Here is a 14630-nt window from a genome sequence, read left to right as displayed (position 1 = left end):
TCCGTCCGGAATTGCGCAAAAACAAAGACTTAGAGCGGCCTACAGCCACTCGATGTCGTTGAAGCCGCGCGCGATGTAGCCGCCCTTGGAATAGGACTCGCCCTCGTAGCCGAAGATCGGCCATACCTCCTTCTGGTTGTAGAGGCTGACGACAAGCCCGCCGCGAACCGCTTGGAAGAACGGCGTCTTCTCGATACCGGTGAGAAGCGCCACTCGCTGCTCCTCCCAGCCAAGCCCGCGATAGCCGCCCTTGCCGGCCTTCTTGTCGAGCTCGGCGATACCCTTCTCGATCAGCTCCTTGTGCRCCGGGTCCTTGGCCGCCGTCTCGTCATGGCCCTTGACGGCAATGGCGTAGTATTTGTCCGGCACCTGATCGTGCGGGTAGATGTCGCGCGCCACCTGGATCAGCGTCGCCATCRTCTCGGGCTTCAGCGCCGAGGTTTCGAGACCCCATGCGTGTTCGGGGCTGATGACCGCGCTGCCGGAGATGATGAGCAGCGCGCCCGCGCCGCCGCGCTTCAGAAGCTCGCGCCGCGAAAGCCCAATCTTCCTCTCATCGACAGCTTTCTTCTCGTAGACTGTGACCATGATTTCCTCCCTACTTGCTGTTCGCACCCCCGCGGGAGTGCCGTTGCTGGCGCCGCGCCTCTCCGCGGCAGATGTCCCCTATTGGAAGCGTCCTCCCCGCTGCAGGACCTCGATCTTGTAGCCGTCGGGATCCTCGATGAAGAAGAAGCGGGCGATCCGCGCCCCGTCGTGGTTGAACTCGACGATCTTCTTCGGGTTGAGACCGAGCGCGCCGATCCGGTCGTGCTCGCTGTCGAGATCGGCGACCGAGACGGCGAGATGGCCGTAGCCGTCGCCGAGTGCATAGGGCTCCGTGCGCCCCTTGTTCACGGTCAGCTCCACCTCGAAAGGCGAACTCTCATTGCTGAGATAGACGAGCGTGAAGGTCTCGAAATCGAGCCGCTGCGCAACCTCGAGGCCGAACGCCTTGTTGTAGAAATCGACGGACCGCGCCTCGTCGAGAACCCTGATCATGGAATGGATCGTCTTCGCCAAATCGGACTCCGTGAGCTCTTCTGCTTTCGAAGCCGATTATGCGCGCCGGCGAAAAATGGTGGTGGCAGCCGATTACCACGTGTGCGGCTTGAAAATGGGTAGTCTCGCCGCGCGTAAGGACGAAAGTCTGATTGCCGTCGGCGGCTATCGGATCGAAAATGACAAGCGCAGGCAGTGTTAAAAAGAGGCGCCARCCAACTCAATCGGCGCCCAAGACAAACAACAACGGGAGGTACCGATGTGCAGAGTCTTTGCCGGACAGGATCCGGAAGGCTACCGGCAGATCAACAGGTCGATCCGCATCGACGGCCATTCGACCAGCATCCAGCTCGAGGCGACATTCTGGGGTCTGCTTGACGAGATCGCCGAGAGCCAGGGACTGACGACCCCGAAATTCATCTCGAAGCTCTACGACGAGGCAATCGAGATCAACGGCCAGATCCCGAACTTCGCCTCCATGCTGCGTACGACCTGCGCGCTCTATCTGCGCGGCCACCGGCCCAACGCCGAGGACCAGGCTGCATTGAAGCGGGAAGCTGCCTAGCTGCTCTCGGCCGCGACTTCGAGCRCCAGCCGGGTCATATCGGTGAAGAGAGCCTGACGCTCCGAATAATCGGTCAGCTCGTCGGTGACGATATGATCCACCACGGTGAGCAGCGACAGCGCCCGCGCGCAGAACTGCGCCGCGATCCGATAGAGCGCGCTGGTCTCCATATCGACCGCCAGCGCTCCGAGYGCCCTCGGCTCGTCGAACCGCGCCCGGCCGCCAGGATGGTGGAACACGTCGCTGCAGATCGTCAGTCCGGCGCTGCAGGYGATACCGAGGTCGGCTGCGCGTCGCAGCGCCAGCGCATGCAGCGCCGGGTCCGGTCCCGCCGGCTGGTACAGCCCGAACACCTGCCCGCTGATTGGGCCCTCGGCCCGCACCTCGCTGGAAATGACCATACCGCGCAGGGGCGCCGCTTCCGACAAGCCRCCGCATGTGCCGGTGCGTATCAGCGTTTTGACGCCATGATAATCGAGCAGTTCGTGGGTGTAGATCAGGAAGGACGAGACGCCGATGCCGGTCGTCTGGATACTGACCGGTTTGCCGCGGAACCGGCCGGTGAAACCCAGTGCGCCTCTTCGGCGATTCACGCAGCGGGGCGCTTCGAGAAACCTCTCCGCCATCCACTGCGCGCGCTCGGGATCACCCGGCAACAGCACCGTTTCCGCATAGTCCCCCCGGCCCGCCTCGATATGCGGCGTCACGCGCTACCATCCCCATAATGGACCCATCCGGCCGCCATCATGACAGGGTGGCCGCAATGCGCAAGCGCTGGCTTACTTAAAGCAATTCCAGGAAACCGCTGAACGTTCTAGGATTCCAGAACGTCCTTGAYGATCGTCGCCAGCTGCTTGAGCGAGAACGGCTTCGGCAGGAAGCCGAAATGCRCATCCGCCGGCAGGTTCTTGGCGAAGGCGTCCTCGGCATAGCCCGAAACGAACAYGAATTTGATGTCCGGCTGACGCTTGCGCAGCTCGCCGAGCAATGTCGGTCCGTCCATCTCCGGCATCACCACGTCCGACACGACGATGTCGACCTTGCCGCCGAGCGCCTCGAACACTTCCAGCGCCTCGACGCCGGACGACGCCTCGTGCACGGTGTAGCCGCGCGAGGTCAGCGCCCGCAYGCCGCCCATGCGCACCGCGTCCTCGTCCTCGACCAGAAGCACCGTGGCCGAGCCGGAAAGGTCTTTCGCGGTGTCGGCCGGCTTCGCCGGGACTGTCGCTGCGGCTGGCGCTTCGCCGGGTTCGGCCTGCTTCTTCATCTCGGCGATGTGGCGCGGCAGGAAGATGCGGAACACCGTGCCCTTACCGACTTCGGAATCGCAGAAGATGAAGCCGCCGGTCTGCTTGATGATGCCGTAGACCATGGACAGGCCGAGGCCGGTGCCCTTGCCCACTTCCTTGGTCGTGAAGAACGGCTCGAAGATCTTCTTCAGCACGTCGGGCGCGATGCCGCTGCCGGTATCCTCGACGTCGACGAGCACATAATCGGCCGGCGTCAGTTCGCGATAGGCGAAGGATCTGCACTCTTCCGCCCTGATGTTGCGGGTGCGCACGGTGAGGTCGCCGCCGCTCGGCATGGCGTCACGCGCATTGACGGCGAGATTGACCACCACCTGCTCGAACTGGCCGATATCGACCTTGACCGGCCAGAGGTCGCGGCCGTGGTCGATCTTGAGCTTGATATCGTTGCCGACAAGGCGAGCCAACAGCATCCTGAGGTCGGCCAGAACGTCAGTCAGGTTGAGCACCTCCGGCCGCAGCGTCTGCTTGCGCGAGAAGGCCAGCAATTGCCGCACGAGYGATGCCGCCCGGTTGGCGTTCTGCTTGATGTTCATGATGTCGGGGAAGGACGGGTCCGACGGCCGGTGGTTGGTCAAGAGAAGGTCGGACGCCATGATGATGGCGGTCAGCACATTGTTGAAGTCGTGCGCGATACCGCCGGCGAGCTGCCCGACCGCCTGCATCTTCTGGCTCTGCGCCATCTGGCCCTCGAGCGCCTTCTGCTCGGTGGTCTCGACCGCATAGACGATGGCCGATTCCTCGGCGCCTTCGCCGCCTGCGCTGTCGGCCACGGCGTTGACGTAGAAGCGGATATGCCGCTCCTCATTGCCGGGCAGCACGGAGTCGATCGGCTCGATATTGGCCTGCCGCTGCCGGGCCTTCTCGAACGCGGCGGCGAAGGCCGGCCGGTCGCGTTCGTGAACGATGGTCTCGAAGCGAACTCGCCGATCGACGGCGTCGCGGTCGACCACGGATGAAAACAACTGCAGGAACGGCGCGTTGGTGCGCAGGATGCGACCGCTCGCATCGACGCCGGCAATGGCCATCGGCGTCGAGTTGAAAAAGCGGGTGAAGCGAACCTCGGAGGCCCTGAGTTCCGCGGAAGCGTCCTCGCCCTGGGTGCGGTTGAGCACGATCGTGCGGGTCGGGCCGTTCAAGCCTTCGCGGCTTGCCGAAACCCGGTGCATGAAGCGCACCGGCAGCGCCTGGCCGCTCATGGTGGTGAGATCGAGGTCAATAACGGCGTTGCGCGTCGTGCCCGGGTCGGCCTTGACCGAACGCACAAGCGCCATGCCGTCGCCGGCGATGATTTCCGGCAGCGTGATGGCGCCCGGCGTGAAGGAGGCAAGGTCGATGCCGAGCCATTCGGCGAGCGTGGCGTTGATATAGGTGACGCGGCCTTCCTGATCGGCCGAGAAGAACCCCGCCGGCGCATGGTCGAGATGGTCGATGGCTTTCTGCAGGTCGAGGAAGAAACGTTCCTGCTCCGCCCGTTCCTGCGAGATGTCGGCGAGCTGCCAGGCCAGCATCGGCAGCCTTTGCCCGGGCATGCTGAAGGCGCGGGCGCGCGCCCGATACCAGCGCGCGCCGGGCTCGGCGCCCGGCTTGATCGACTGCGCCAGCCGGAACTCGCCGTCGCCCGCCTGGCCGTCGCGCAGGCCCGACGCCAGCCGGTAGATTGTCATCGAGGCCTCGGGAACATCCGACAACAGCCCTTCGACGGTCTTGAGGTCGGTGGCCGAGGCGGCGCCCGTCATGTCGGCATAGGCACGGTTGGCGTAGACGACGCGGCCCTTGGTGTCGGTGACCARYAGGCCCTGCGACATGGAGWCGACAAAAGCTTTCGACAGTTCGTCGCCGGTCGACCGCGGCGCGATCTGCACGAAGCCGATCGCGGTCGCGAACAGGAAGCCGACGCCGATCATGGCGAGCACGCCGAGCATGCCGAGCAGGAAAGGATCGCCGAGCCGCTCGCGGAATAGCCCGAAGACGATCGCGGCGCCGGTCAAGACGACGATGAAGACGATGAGCCTGGTAACGGCGCCCGGACGCGTGTTCTGGTCGACGATCGGTACCGGATAGAAATCGCCGCGCGCTTCCTTGGCCATGTTCCCCCTGCTCGTGATTCCGGTGTCCGATGGGCGCGGACGGTCGGTTGAATCACATTCTCCTGTAACGGAAAAGGCCCCGGCGGCAAATGTCCGATAAAATCAACGATTCATGTTTCAAACTGTTCACGATCGGTGATGTGAACTTGCGGCGGGCCGCCGCCGCGGTCTAGTGTCGCCTCACTCGAAAAGGCGATTGGGTGCACCGATGCTGCAGTGGCTGGATAGCGTGGCGGGTCCGGGTTACGTCGCTGCAATCCTGTGGACGTTCGCGGCGCTCATTTTGCTTGTCGTCGTCCTGCTCGTCATCAAGGTGGTTCGCAACCTGACGTTCGGCACCTTCGTGGCCGGCGGCAGGAACCGCAAGACGCGCCTTGCGGTCATGGACGCCACCGCCGTCGACAGCCATCGCCGCCTGGTGCTGGTGCGCCGCGACGACATCGAGCACCTGATCCTGATCGGCGGGCCGACCGATGTCGTGGTCGAACGCGATATCCGGCTCGCAGCGCCTCGCCGCCCGGCGCTGACCGGCGACAGCGGCCAGCCGGCAACCGCGGCGCCGCGCCCGCGCGCGCCGCAGCCGGCACCTCCGCCCGCACCCGCCCCCGTTAGGCAACCGCCGCCTGCCGCCCAGCCAGCCGCCGCAGCACGTCCGCGCGCCCCCGCGCCCGCGCCCGCGGCGCCCAATCCGGCGGTGCCGAGCCAGCCGACGGCGAAGGTCATGCCGTTGTCGGGCTACGGGACGACCAACGGCGCCACCAGATACACGCCGCCGCCCTCGAACGATTCGATCGATGACACGTTGATGCACGAACTCGAAACCTCTCTCGACGAGACGCACGCCCAGCCGGCGGCAAGCAAACCCGCGCCAAAGCCTTCCCTCGATGAGGAGATGACCAAGCTGCTTGGCGAGTTGGGCAACCACAAGCGCTGACCTGACGGCAGCTTGCCAGTAGGCGAGYGGCCCGCGCCTCGGCCTAGGAAACGAAAATGGCCGGAAATCCGGCCATTTTCTGCGTTTTATTACTTATTCGGCTCGCGTCAGTCGTCGCGATAAACCTTCTCGCGGCGCTCATGGCGTTCCTGCGCCTCGATCGACAACGTCGCGATCGGACGCGCATCCAGCCGCTTCAGCGCGATCGGCTCCCCGGTTTCCTCGCAATAGCCGTAGGTGCCTTCGTCTATGCGCTGGAGCRCCGAGTCGATCTTCGAGATGAGCTTGCGCTGGCGGTCGCGGGCGCGCAGTTCGATGGCGCGGTCGGTTTCGGAGGAGGCGCGATCGGCCAGATCGGGGTGGTTGGCGTTTTCCTGCTGCAGGATTTCGAGGGTCTCGCGCGCTTCGCGCAGAATGTCGTTCTTCCAAGTGATAAGCTTTTGACGGAAGTACRATTTTTGCCGTTCGTTCATGAACGGCTCGTCTTCGGAGGGTACGTAATCGGCGGTAACGATGTCGTTCATTCGACTCACCCAACAACCCCAAAATTTGGCGCCTATATATTCGGGGACAAGAGCCTGCACAAGCGCTATCGGCGAGAGTTTCACGCAATTGTTAGTCTCACATGGGTGGCTCCAGCGGCGACGTTGTTTCGACGGCAGAAAACGAATTCGCGCATGATTCGTTGCAGTCGCTGGCATCGGCCATTGTGCAGGACATCGTTCTGGTGACTAATCGCGCTTCGATCCGAAGCGCCATGGGGGTTCCGGTTGAGCAGGCTTTATCTGTTGCGGCATGCCAAGGCCGGCTGGGCGCTGCCCGGTGTGCGCGATTTCGATCGCCCGCTCGACCAGTCCGGCATGGCCGATGCCGAAACGATGGGAGAAGCCATGCGGGCCCGCAACTATGTGCCAGACGTCACGCTTTGCTCCAACGCCAAGCGGGCAAGGCAGACGCTGGAGGGCCTGGCAGGGCGCACCGACACCGGCCGGGTCCTGTTCTTCGACACGCTCTACAGCGAGGATGCGGCCGGCTATCTCGACATTATCCGGAAAAATGGCGGCGCCGACCAGCTTCTGGTGATCGGCCACAACCCCATGACCGAGGACCTGGCCATGGCGGTGTCGGGCGACGGCGATGAAGCGGCGCGCRGCATGATGAACCACGGTTTTCCGACCTCCGGCCTCGCCGTGGTGCGCTTTCCCGGCAATCTTGCGGAGGCGGCGCAAGGCAGCGGCTATCTTGAAGCCTTTCTCACGCCCGCCGACCTTTGAGGCCATTTCAAACGCGCGACCCAAGGCCTATATCGGGCGCGGACGCCCAACCAGAGGCCTGATTTGGCATCATCGCTCACCAATTTCACCGACGAGGCAAGGATTGCGCTCGACACGCTGTCGGGCCGCGCCGCCGGGCTCTTCTCTCCGTCATTGCGTCTTGGCGTCACCGGGCTCTCCCGCGCCGGTAAGACCGTCTTCATCTCCGCCCTCGTCCACAATCTCATCCATGGCGGACGCCTGCCGCTGTTCGAAGCGCAGAAATCCGGCCGCATCGCCCGCGCCTTCCTCGAGGAGCAGCCGGACGACGCCGTTCCGCGTTTCCAGTACGAGGACCATGTCGCGGCTTTGGTGAACGACCGCGTCTGGCCGGACTCGACGCGCGCCATCTCCGAGCTCAGGCTCACCATCGAATATGAGTCGGCTTCCGGCTGGAACCGGTTGTTTTCCGCCGGAAAGCTGTCCATCGATATCGTCGACTATCCCGGCGAATGGTTGCTTGACCTGCCGCTGCTCGGCAAATCCGTCGCCGATTTTTCGCGCGAGGCGGTCGAGCTGGCCGCCCTGCCCGTCCGTTCCGACCTGTCTCAGGCCTGGCGCGAGCTGGCTTCCACCGTCAATCCCGATGCCGACGCCGACGAGATGACGGCGCGCCGTCTCGCCGAGAGCTTCGCCGCCTATCTCAAGGCCTGCAAGCTCGACGACCGCGCGCTGTCGACGCTGCCGCCCGGCCGTTTCCTGATGCCGGGCGATCTCGAAGGTTCTCCGGCGCTCACCTTCGCGCCGCTGATGACATTGGCGCAGGGCCGGCCGCGCTCCGGATCGCTGCAGGCGATGATGGAGCGCCGCTACGAGGCCTATAAGACGCATGTCGTCAAACCGTTCTTTCGCGAGCACATCACCCGCCTCGACCGGCAGATCGTGYTGATCGACGCCATGCAGGCGCTCAATGCCGGCCCGGCCGCCATGGCCGATCTGGAGCGCGCCGTTACCGAGATCCTGTCCTGTTTCCGGCCCGGACGCGGCAATTTCCTCACCGACTTCTTCTCGCGCCGCATCGACCGCATCCTGGTCGCCGCGACCAAGGCGGACCATCTGCATCATGAAAGCCACGACCGGCTGCAGGCGATCGTGCGCCGGCTGACCGACCGGGCCCTGGCGCGGGCGAATTTCAGCGGCGCCGCCGTCGATGTCGTTGCCATGGCCGCGGTCCGCTCGACACGCGAAGGCACGGTGAAACAGGGCCGCGAGACGCTGCCGGTGATCATCGGCACCCCGCTGAAGGGCGAGAAGATCAACGGCGAGACATTCGACGGAAAGACCGAAACCGCCATATTCCCGGGCGATTTGCCGGAAAAGGTGGATGCGGTGTTCGATTCCTCCGGATCGCCGCCGGACAGCACAGAGCCGGCGATCCGCTTCGTGCGCTTCCGCCCGCCGAAGCTCGAACGCACCGCCGAAGGCGTCACGCTGTCCCTGCCGCATATCCGGCTCGACCGCGCGTTGCAGTTCCTGATCGGAGATCATCTGGCATGACCGCGCCCCGCAAACCGGCGGCTTTCCGCATCGAGCCCGAGACCGCGGCTCCGCCGCATCCGCAGCGAAATCGCGGCGCCGAGGAGCAACCGATGCGCCGGCCGCGCGCGGCCAGGGCGGATGTCACGACGGTCATTCCCTCCGAAATCGACGTTTTCGACGAACCGGACATCGAGGCTGCAATCCCGCCGCCGGCGACGGCGCCAAGAAAGTCTTCGCTGCTGGCGCGGCTGTTCCTCGGAGCCCTCAGCGTGCTCGTCTCGCTGGCGGTCGGCCTGTGGGCCGACCAGCTGATCCGCGATCTGTTCGCGCGCGCCGAATGGCTCGGCTGGTTGGCAGCCGGCATGGCGGCGATCGCGCTGCTCTCCTTGCTCGTCATCCTGATCCGCGAATTCCTCGCCATCGCCCGCCTTGCCGAAGTCGAAAAGATGCAGAAGCGGGCTCTTGACGCCGTGGCGCGTGACGATCCCAAGGCAGCGCGCGCCCTGGTTGACGAGCTTTCGGCCTTCGTCGCGGCAAAACCCGAGACCGCCGCCGGTCGGCGTTCGCTCGCCGAATTGCGCGGCGAGATCATCGACGGCGCCAATCTGGTGCGGCTGGCCGAGACCGAAATCCTGTCGCCCCTCGATGCGCGCGCCAAGGTCATGATTCTAGAAGCCGCAAAGCGCGTCTCCCTCATAACGGCGGTCAGCCCCCGCGCGCTGGTCGACATCGCCTATGTCGTGTTCGAGGCCGGGCGCCTGATCCGGCGGCTCTCCGAACTCTACGGCGGCCGTCCGGGCACGCTCGGTTTCTTCCGGCTGGCGCGCGGCGTGCTCGCGCATCTGGCGGTGACAGGCTCGATCGCGGTCGGCGACAGTTTCGTTCAGCAGATCGTTGGCCATGGGCTTGCCGCGAAACTCTCGGCGAAACTCGGCGAAGGCGTGGTCAACGGCATGATGACGGCGCGCATCGGCATCGCGGCGATGGAAACGGCCCGCCCCTTGCCGTTCATCGCCGTGAAGCGCCCCGGCCTCGGCGACTTCCTCTCGGCGCTGACCTCGTTCGCGGCGCGAAAGGACGGTCAAGCGGAAGGATAGGGTAAACGTGAAAACCGCCGCCAGAGCCGGATGATTTCAGGTCGAATCGACCTGAAATCTGAATCCGGCTCTGAGTCAAAGAAGTGGAGCATGATGTCGTCCGAAAACCGCTTCACACTTTTCGGCATCATGCTCCAGTGACGAAGCATTAACCAATCTTCGCCATGGTCGGTCAGGTTCCAAGAACAGACTCTGTCGTGCCGGGTGTCGTCCATGAGAAGCGTAATCTTGTCCTGCGTGCTGCCTGCGACGGTTGCGATTGCCGCGCCGCTCGGATTGGTCGAAAAGGCTTTTGGCGCAGAACCGGACAAGCAGTTCTTCCGCTCCGTCGAAGGCAGATGGGTAGGCCCCGGCGAGATCATCGCCGGCAAGTACAAGGGCACCAAATTCACCTGCGATTTCAACGGATCGACGCCTGCCAGCAAGCTCGGCATGACGCTTGACGGCGGCTGCAGGGTCGGCGTGTTCACGCAAAAGATGTCGGCCAGCGTCGAGCGCAAGGGCCGCGACGGTTACAGGGGCACCTTCATGGGCGGCTCGACCGAAAGCGGAATGGACATTGTCGGCGGCAATGTCGTCGATGCCCAGAAGGTCGTCTTCACGATCAACCGCAAGCAGTTGAACGGCGTCATGCAGGCGCGTGTGCCCGACGGCAATTCGATGACCGTGACGGTGGCCGTGCGCGTCAACGATCAGCTAGTGCCGGTGATCGGCATGAGCCTCAAGCGGATCGACTCCGTCGAAGTCGGCGCCATCGCCAAGAACTGATCCGTCGCGGCCCCGGCAGCCGCGCCCCACTCGCAAAGAAGACGGTTCAGGTCAAAGTCGGGAAATGGCAGGCCACTTTGCGGCCTGCACGGYATTCCTTCAGTTCCGGCCGCTCGGAACGGCAGCGATCCGCCGCGATCGGGCATCGGGGATGGAAACGGCATCCGGACGGCGGCTTGAGAGGACTCGGCACGTCGCCGGTGAGGATGATGCGCTTGCGCGTGCCCGTGGGCGTCGTTTCGACGACAGGAACGGCCGAGATCAGCGCCTGGCTGTAAGGATGGGCCGGTGTGGCAAACACCTCTTCCGCCGGTCCTTCCTCGACGATCGAGCCGAGATACATGACGGCGATGCGGGTCGAGACCTGGCGCACGACGGAAAGGTCGTGAGCGATGAAGATATAGGTGAGCTTCAGCTTCTCCTGCAGGTCGGCGAGCAGGTTGACGATCTGGGCCTGCACCGACACGTCGAGCGCGGAGACGGGCTCGTCCAGCACGACAAGGTCGGGGTTCAACGCGATCGCCCGCGCGATACCGACGCGCTGGCGCTGGCCGCCCGAGAATTCGTGCGGATAGCGCATCACATGGTCCGGCAGCAGTCCGACCAGTTCGAACAGCTCCGCCACCCGCGCGGCGATCTCTTTGGCCGAAAGCTTGCCGTGGATGCGGAGCGGCTCGGCGACGAGATCGCCGACGCGCCGCCGCGGATTGAGCGAGGCCGATGGATCCTGGAAGACCATCTGCAGGCGCCGCCGCAGCGRCCTGAGCTCGGACAGCGACTTCGAGGTGATGTCGTCGCCCTCGAACAGAAGCTTGCCGTCGGTGATGTCGTAGAGCCGCACTAGGCAGCGCGCCAGCGTGGACTTGCCGCATCCGGATTCGCCCACGAGGCCTACCGTCTCGCCGCGCCGCACGGTGAGCGACACGTTGTCCACCRCATGGACGGTCCGCCTGCCCTCCGCGGAAAAACGAGTGCCGATCGAAAACCGTTTTGCCAGCGAGCGCGTCTCGAGGATCGGTCGGTCGGCGTCAATCATTGCTTCGCTCATGCCTGTGCCACCCGAAAACACGCGGCGGCATGCGGGCCGCTGCCGAGACCCGGCCTGCCCGCTTCGCAAGGCTCGTAACGGACCGGACAGCGCGGACCGAAGGCGCAGCCTTGCGGCAGCCGCAGCAGCGATGGCGGTGAACCGGGGATGGCCGGCAGGCGGCGCGGTTTCTGGCCGGTCAGCGGCGGGATCGAGCCGAGCAGCGCGCGCGTATAAGGGTGCCGCGGATCGGAAAACAGCTCCGTGCGGGTGCCGCGCTCCACCACGCGGCCGGCATACATGACCATAACGCGGTCGGCGAGCTCGGAGACGACGCCCATGTCGTGCGTGATGAAGACCACGGCCGACTTATGCTTCGCCCGCAGTTTGCGCACGAGGTCGAGGATGCCGGCCTGCACCGTCACGTCGAGCGCGGTGGTCGGCTCGTCCGCCACCAGCAGCGCCGGATCGCAGGACAAGGCCATCGCGATCACCGCCCGCTGCCGCATGCCGCCGGAAAGCTGGTGCGGATAGCGCGACATGGCCTCGTGCGGATTGGGGAAGTTCACCTCCGCCARCAGCTCTTCGAYGCGCTCCATCGCCTTGGCCTTGCTGATGCCGCGATGCGCGCGGATCTGTTCGGCGATCTGCCAGCCGATCGTGTAGACCGGCGTCAGCGCCGTCATCGGGTCCTGGAAGATCATCGCGATCTCGTTGCCGCGCAGGCGCCTGAGCTCGCGCGCCGGCAAGCCCACCAGCTCACGACCCTTGTAGAGGATCGAGCCTTCGATGGTGRCGTTCGGATCGGTGATAAGCCCCATGACGGCCAGCAGCGACACCGTCTTGCCCGAACCGGATTCGCCGACGACGCCAAGGATCTCGCTTTCCTCGAGATCGAAGGAAACGCCGTCGATGGCCCGCACCGGCCCGTCATGGGTGCGGAAGGACACTTTGAGATCGCGCACCGACAATATCATGATGCCCTCAGGCGCGGATCGAGGAGGATGTAGACGAAATCCACCACCGCGTTGGCGATGACCACGAACATCGACGCATACATGACCGTCGCCATGATCATCGGCAGATCGAGGTTCTGCAGCGCATCATAAGTGAGCTTGCCGATGCCGTGCAGGCCGAACACGACCTCGGTGAGCAAGGCCGAGCCGCCGACCAGCGCGCCGAAGTCGAGACCGAACAGGGTGACGAAGGCGATGAGCGAGGTGCGCAGCGCATGGCGGAACAGGATGCGGGTCTCCGACAGGCCCTTGGCGCGGGCGGTGCGGATATAATCTTCCTGCATGGATTCGATGATAGCCGCGCGCAGCACGCGCCCGTAGATGCCGATATAGAGGATGGCCAGCGTGATCCATGGGATGACCAGCGTGAGAAACCAGCCCTTGGGATCGTCGGAAAAGTTCTTGTAGCCGAGCGGCGGCACCCAGGAGAACGCCCAGCTGTCGTGGTAGCGGCTCTGGGTGATCAGGTTCATCACCTCGCCCAGCCAGTAGACCGGCATGGAAATGCCGAGCAGGCCCAGCGCCATCAGGAGCTTGTCCAGCCAACTGTCGCGGGTGGCCGCCGCGACGATGCCGATGATGATCGAGACGACCACCCACAGGACCGCGGCCCCGAACACCAGCGAAAGCGTGACGGGGATCGAATCCATGACGGCCGGCACCACCTTCCRGCCGCGATTGACGAAGGAGGTCAGGTCGCCGGTGACGAAGATCTTCTCCATCATGCGCGTGTATTGCACATAGAGCGGCTGGTCGAAGCCGAAGCTGTGGCGTACCGCCGCCAGCACCTCCGGCGAGGCGTTGCGGCCGGCGATGCGCGCGGCGGGGTCGGCGCCRGGCGTGGCGAAGAAGATGAGGAAGACGATGACCGAGATGCCGAACATCACGAACAGCATCTGACCGAAACGGCGAAGGATGGCGTAAAGCATCAGTCGCGCCCCAGCCTGACCTTGGAGCGCGGGTCGAGCGCATCGCGAAGACCGTCGCCGAAGACATTGAGCGCCATGACGGAAACGGCGATCGCCAGGCCGGGCACCAGCGCCACCAGCGRCCGCGTGTAGAGCAGCGCCTGGCCGTCCTGGATGATCGTGCCCCRGCTCGCGGCCGGCGGCTGCACGCCGATCGACAGGAAGGAGAGCGCCGATTCCGTCAGCATGTTCAGCGCCATCATCAGCGGCACGAAGACGATGAGCGTGGTGGTGATGTTGGGCAGGATGTCGCGCAGCAGGATGCGCCAGCCCGGCACGCCGAGATTGACCGCGGCGAGCACGAACTCACTGTGGCGCAGCGCCAGGACCTGCCCGCGGATCGGCCGCGCGACATAGGGTATATAGACGATGCCTATGATGATGATCGGCAGCCATAGGCTGCCCGATTGGATCTCGATCGGCCCGATCGCGATGCCTTGCGCGATGGTAACGATGGAAAGCGAGATTGCCAGCAGATAGATCGGGAATGCCCAAAGCACGTCCAGCAGGCGCGACAGCACCGTGTCGGTGATGCCGCCGAAATAGCCGGCGATCAGTCCCGCCAGCGTGCCGAAGATCRGCGTGAAGATGGTCGCGGCGCCGGCGATCAGCAGCGAGTTGAGCCCGCCATAGAGCAACCTCGCCATGACGTCCCGCCCCTGGCTGTCGGCGCCGAGGAAGTAGTTGCCGAGCCGCCAGGTCGGACCGATCGGCGTGTAGCCAAGTCCCAGTCCCTCGGTCGACTGTTCCATCACCGGAACGTCGGCGCCGTCGATCTGGATGACGGCGTCGAGCGTCGAGGCGAACGGATCCGTACCCGCCCATTTCGCGTAGATCGGCGCGCTGAAACAGGCGAGAACGATGATGAGGAACACGGCCAAGGACGCCATGGCGGCCCTGTCCGTTGCCAGCTTCGCAAACGCGACGGCCCAAGGCCCTCGCGTCTTGCGCGGCATGGCGGCGACTTGGCTGGACACGATGTGCTTCCGCGGTTCGTTACTGCACTCAGGGCCCCTTACTGCACC

Annotated in this window: 16 protein-coding genes; 7 read left to right on the top strand and 9 right to left on the bottom strand. The window is 64.7% G+C overall.

The genetic code is table 11. The features are described from left to right. Positions 1-39: 39 nt before the first annotated feature. Complete coding sequence (locus tag LCM4576_RS00460; protein WP_071029662.1) at positions 40-588, bottom strand: Twin-arginine translocation pathway signal; 549 nt, start codon at positions 586-588, stop codon at positions 40-42. 78 nt (positions 589-666) lie between these two features. Next, positions 667-1062, bottom strand: coding sequence for a VOC family protein (locus tag LCM4576_RS00455; RefSeq protein WP_040987135.1), 396 nt, complete (start codon positions 1060-1062; stop codon positions 667-669). Here LCM4576_RS00455 and LCM4576_RS36215 point away from each other — a divergent pair. Both LCM4576_RS36215 and LCM4576_RS00450 read left to right on the top strand, forming a co-directional pair. Next, entirely contained in the window at positions 1040-1243 is a 204-nt protein-coding gene (locus LCM4576_RS36215) for a hypothetical protein (RefSeq protein ID WP_041000670.1), read from the top strand. The two genes, LCM4576_RS00455 and LCM4576_RS36215, sit on opposite strands and share 23 nt — an antisense overlap. Positions 1244-1300: 57 nt before the next feature. After that, positions 1301-1606 (top strand): ribbon-helix-helix domain-containing protein, encoded by a 306-nt coding sequence (locus LCM4576_RS00450; RefSeq protein WP_040987133.1) that lies wholly within the window; start codon positions 1301-1303, stop codon positions 1604-1606. On the opposite strand, the gene LCM4576_RS00445 is transcribed toward LCM4576_RS00450, so the two are convergent. Then, a complete protein-coding gene (locus tag LCM4576_RS00445) occupies positions 1603-2313 on the bottom strand; it encodes a purine-nucleoside phosphorylase (RefSeq protein ID WP_071029660.1) in 711 nt (236 codons plus the stop codon). The two genes, LCM4576_RS00450 and LCM4576_RS00445, sit on opposite strands and share 4 nt — an antisense overlap. A gap of 107 nt (positions 2314-2420) precedes the next feature. After that, positions 2421-5003 carry a cell cycle histidine kinase CckA gene (gene cckA, locus LCM4576_RS00440; protein WP_071029658.1) on the bottom strand — a complete coding sequence of 861 codons (2583 nt, stop codon included), beginning with the start codon at positions 5001-5003 and terminating at the stop codon, positions 2421-2423. Between the two features lie 208 nt (positions 5004-5211). Here cckA and LCM4576_RS00435 point away from each other — a divergent pair, with 208 nt between their 5' ends. Continuing rightward, positions 5212-5937: a flagellar biosynthetic protein FliO gene (locus LCM4576_RS00435; RefSeq protein WP_071029656.1), complete on the top strand. Its 726-nt coding sequence runs from the start codon at positions 5212-5214 to the stop codon at positions 5935-5937. A 107-nt stretch (positions 5938-6044) separates the two neighbouring features. On the opposite strand, the gene dksA is transcribed toward LCM4576_RS00435, so the two are convergent. Beyond that, positions 6045-6461 (bottom strand): RNA polymerase-binding protein DksA, encoded by a 417-nt coding sequence (dksA, locus tag LCM4576_RS00430; protein ID WP_071029653.1) that lies wholly within the window; start codon positions 6459-6461, stop codon positions 6045-6047. A 246-nt stretch (positions 6462-6707) separates the two neighbouring features. Between dksA and LCM4576_RS00425 the strand changes: the two genes are divergently transcribed. From LCM4576_RS00425 to LCM4576_RS00410, 4 genes are all read left to right on the top strand, one after another. Further along, positions 6708-7211, top strand: coding sequence for a histidine phosphatase family protein (locus tag LCM4576_RS00425; protein ID WP_071029651.1), 504 nt, complete (start codon positions 6708-6710; stop codon positions 7209-7211). Between the two features lie 63 nt (positions 7212-7274). After that, positions 7275-8747: a YcjX family protein gene (locus tag LCM4576_RS00420; protein WP_071029649.1), complete on the top strand. Its 1473-nt coding sequence runs from the start codon at positions 7275-7277 to the stop codon at positions 8745-8747. Beyond that, positions 8744-9826: a YcjF family protein gene (locus LCM4576_RS00415; protein ID WP_071029647.1), complete on the top strand. Its 1083-nt coding sequence runs from the start codon at positions 8744-8746 to the stop codon at positions 9824-9826. The genes LCM4576_RS00420 and LCM4576_RS00415 overlap by 4 nt, the downstream gene beginning before the upstream one ends. A 213-nt stretch (positions 9827-10039) precedes the next feature. Further along, positions 10040-10594 carry a hypothetical protein gene (locus LCM4576_RS00410; RefSeq protein WP_040981131.1) on the top strand — a complete coding sequence of 185 codons (555 nt, stop codon included), beginning with the start codon at positions 10040-10042 and terminating at the stop codon, positions 10592-10594. Between the two features lie 46 nt (positions 10595-10640). Here the strand turns inward: LCM4576_RS00410 and LCM4576_RS00405 are convergent, their stop codons facing one another. The 4 genes from LCM4576_RS00405 to LCM4576_RS00390 are packed head-to-tail and all read right to left on the bottom strand — an operon-like array spanning position 10641 to position 14561. Next, entirely contained in the window at positions 10641-11630 is a 990-nt protein-coding gene (locus LCM4576_RS00405; RefSeq protein ID WP_071030102.1) for an ABC transporter ATP-binding protein, read from the bottom strand. Positions 11631-11638: 8 nt separating this feature from the next. Next, positions 11639-12598 (bottom strand): ABC transporter ATP-binding protein, encoded by a 960-nt coding sequence (locus tag LCM4576_RS00400; protein WP_071029645.1) that lies wholly within the window; start codon positions 12596-12598, stop codon positions 11639-11641. Continuing rightward, on the bottom strand, positions 12595-13566 hold the full coding sequence (locus tag LCM4576_RS00395) for an ABC transporter permease (RefSeq protein ID WP_071029643.1): 972 nt from the start codon (positions 13564-13566) through the stop codon (positions 12595-12597). The genes LCM4576_RS00400 and LCM4576_RS00395 overlap by 4 nt, the downstream gene beginning before the upstream one ends. Continuing rightward, on the bottom strand, positions 13566-14561 hold the full coding sequence (locus LCM4576_RS00390) for an ABC transporter permease (protein ID WP_071029642.1): 996 nt from the start codon (positions 14559-14561) through the stop codon (positions 13566-13568). The genes LCM4576_RS00395 and LCM4576_RS00390 overlap by 1 nt, the downstream gene beginning before the upstream one ends. Positions 14562-14630: the final 69 nt, after the last annotated feature.

Source organism: Mesorhizobium sp. LCM 4576 (assembly GCF_001854815.1).
Classification (GTDB): Bacteria; Pseudomonadota; Alphaproteobacteria; order Rhizobiales; family Rhizobiaceae; genus Mesorhizobium; species Mesorhizobium plurifarium.
This window is presented reverse-complemented; position numbering and strand designations above follow the sequence as displayed.

Coding starts and splice junctions, on each gene's coding strand:
- LCM4576_RS36215 (WP_041000670.1), top strand. CDS start 1,040: ATGGAATGGATCGTCTTCGCCAAATCGGACTCCGTGAGCTCTTCTGCT.
- LCM4576_RS00450 (WP_040987133.1), top strand. CDS start 1,301: ATGTGCAGAGTCTTTGCCGGACAGGATCCGGAAGGCTACCGGCAGATC.
- LCM4576_RS00435 (WP_071029656.1), top strand. CDS start 5,212: ATGCTGCAGTGGCTGGATAGCGTGGCGGGTCCGGGTTACGTCGCTGCA.
- LCM4576_RS00415 (WP_071029647.1), top strand. CDS start 8,744: ATGACCGCGCCCCGCAAACCGGCGGCTTTCCGCATCGAGCCCGAGACC.
- LCM4576_RS00410 (WP_040981131.1), top strand. CDS start 10,040: ATGAGAAGCGTAATCTTGTCCTGCGTGCTGCCTGCGACGGTTGCGATT.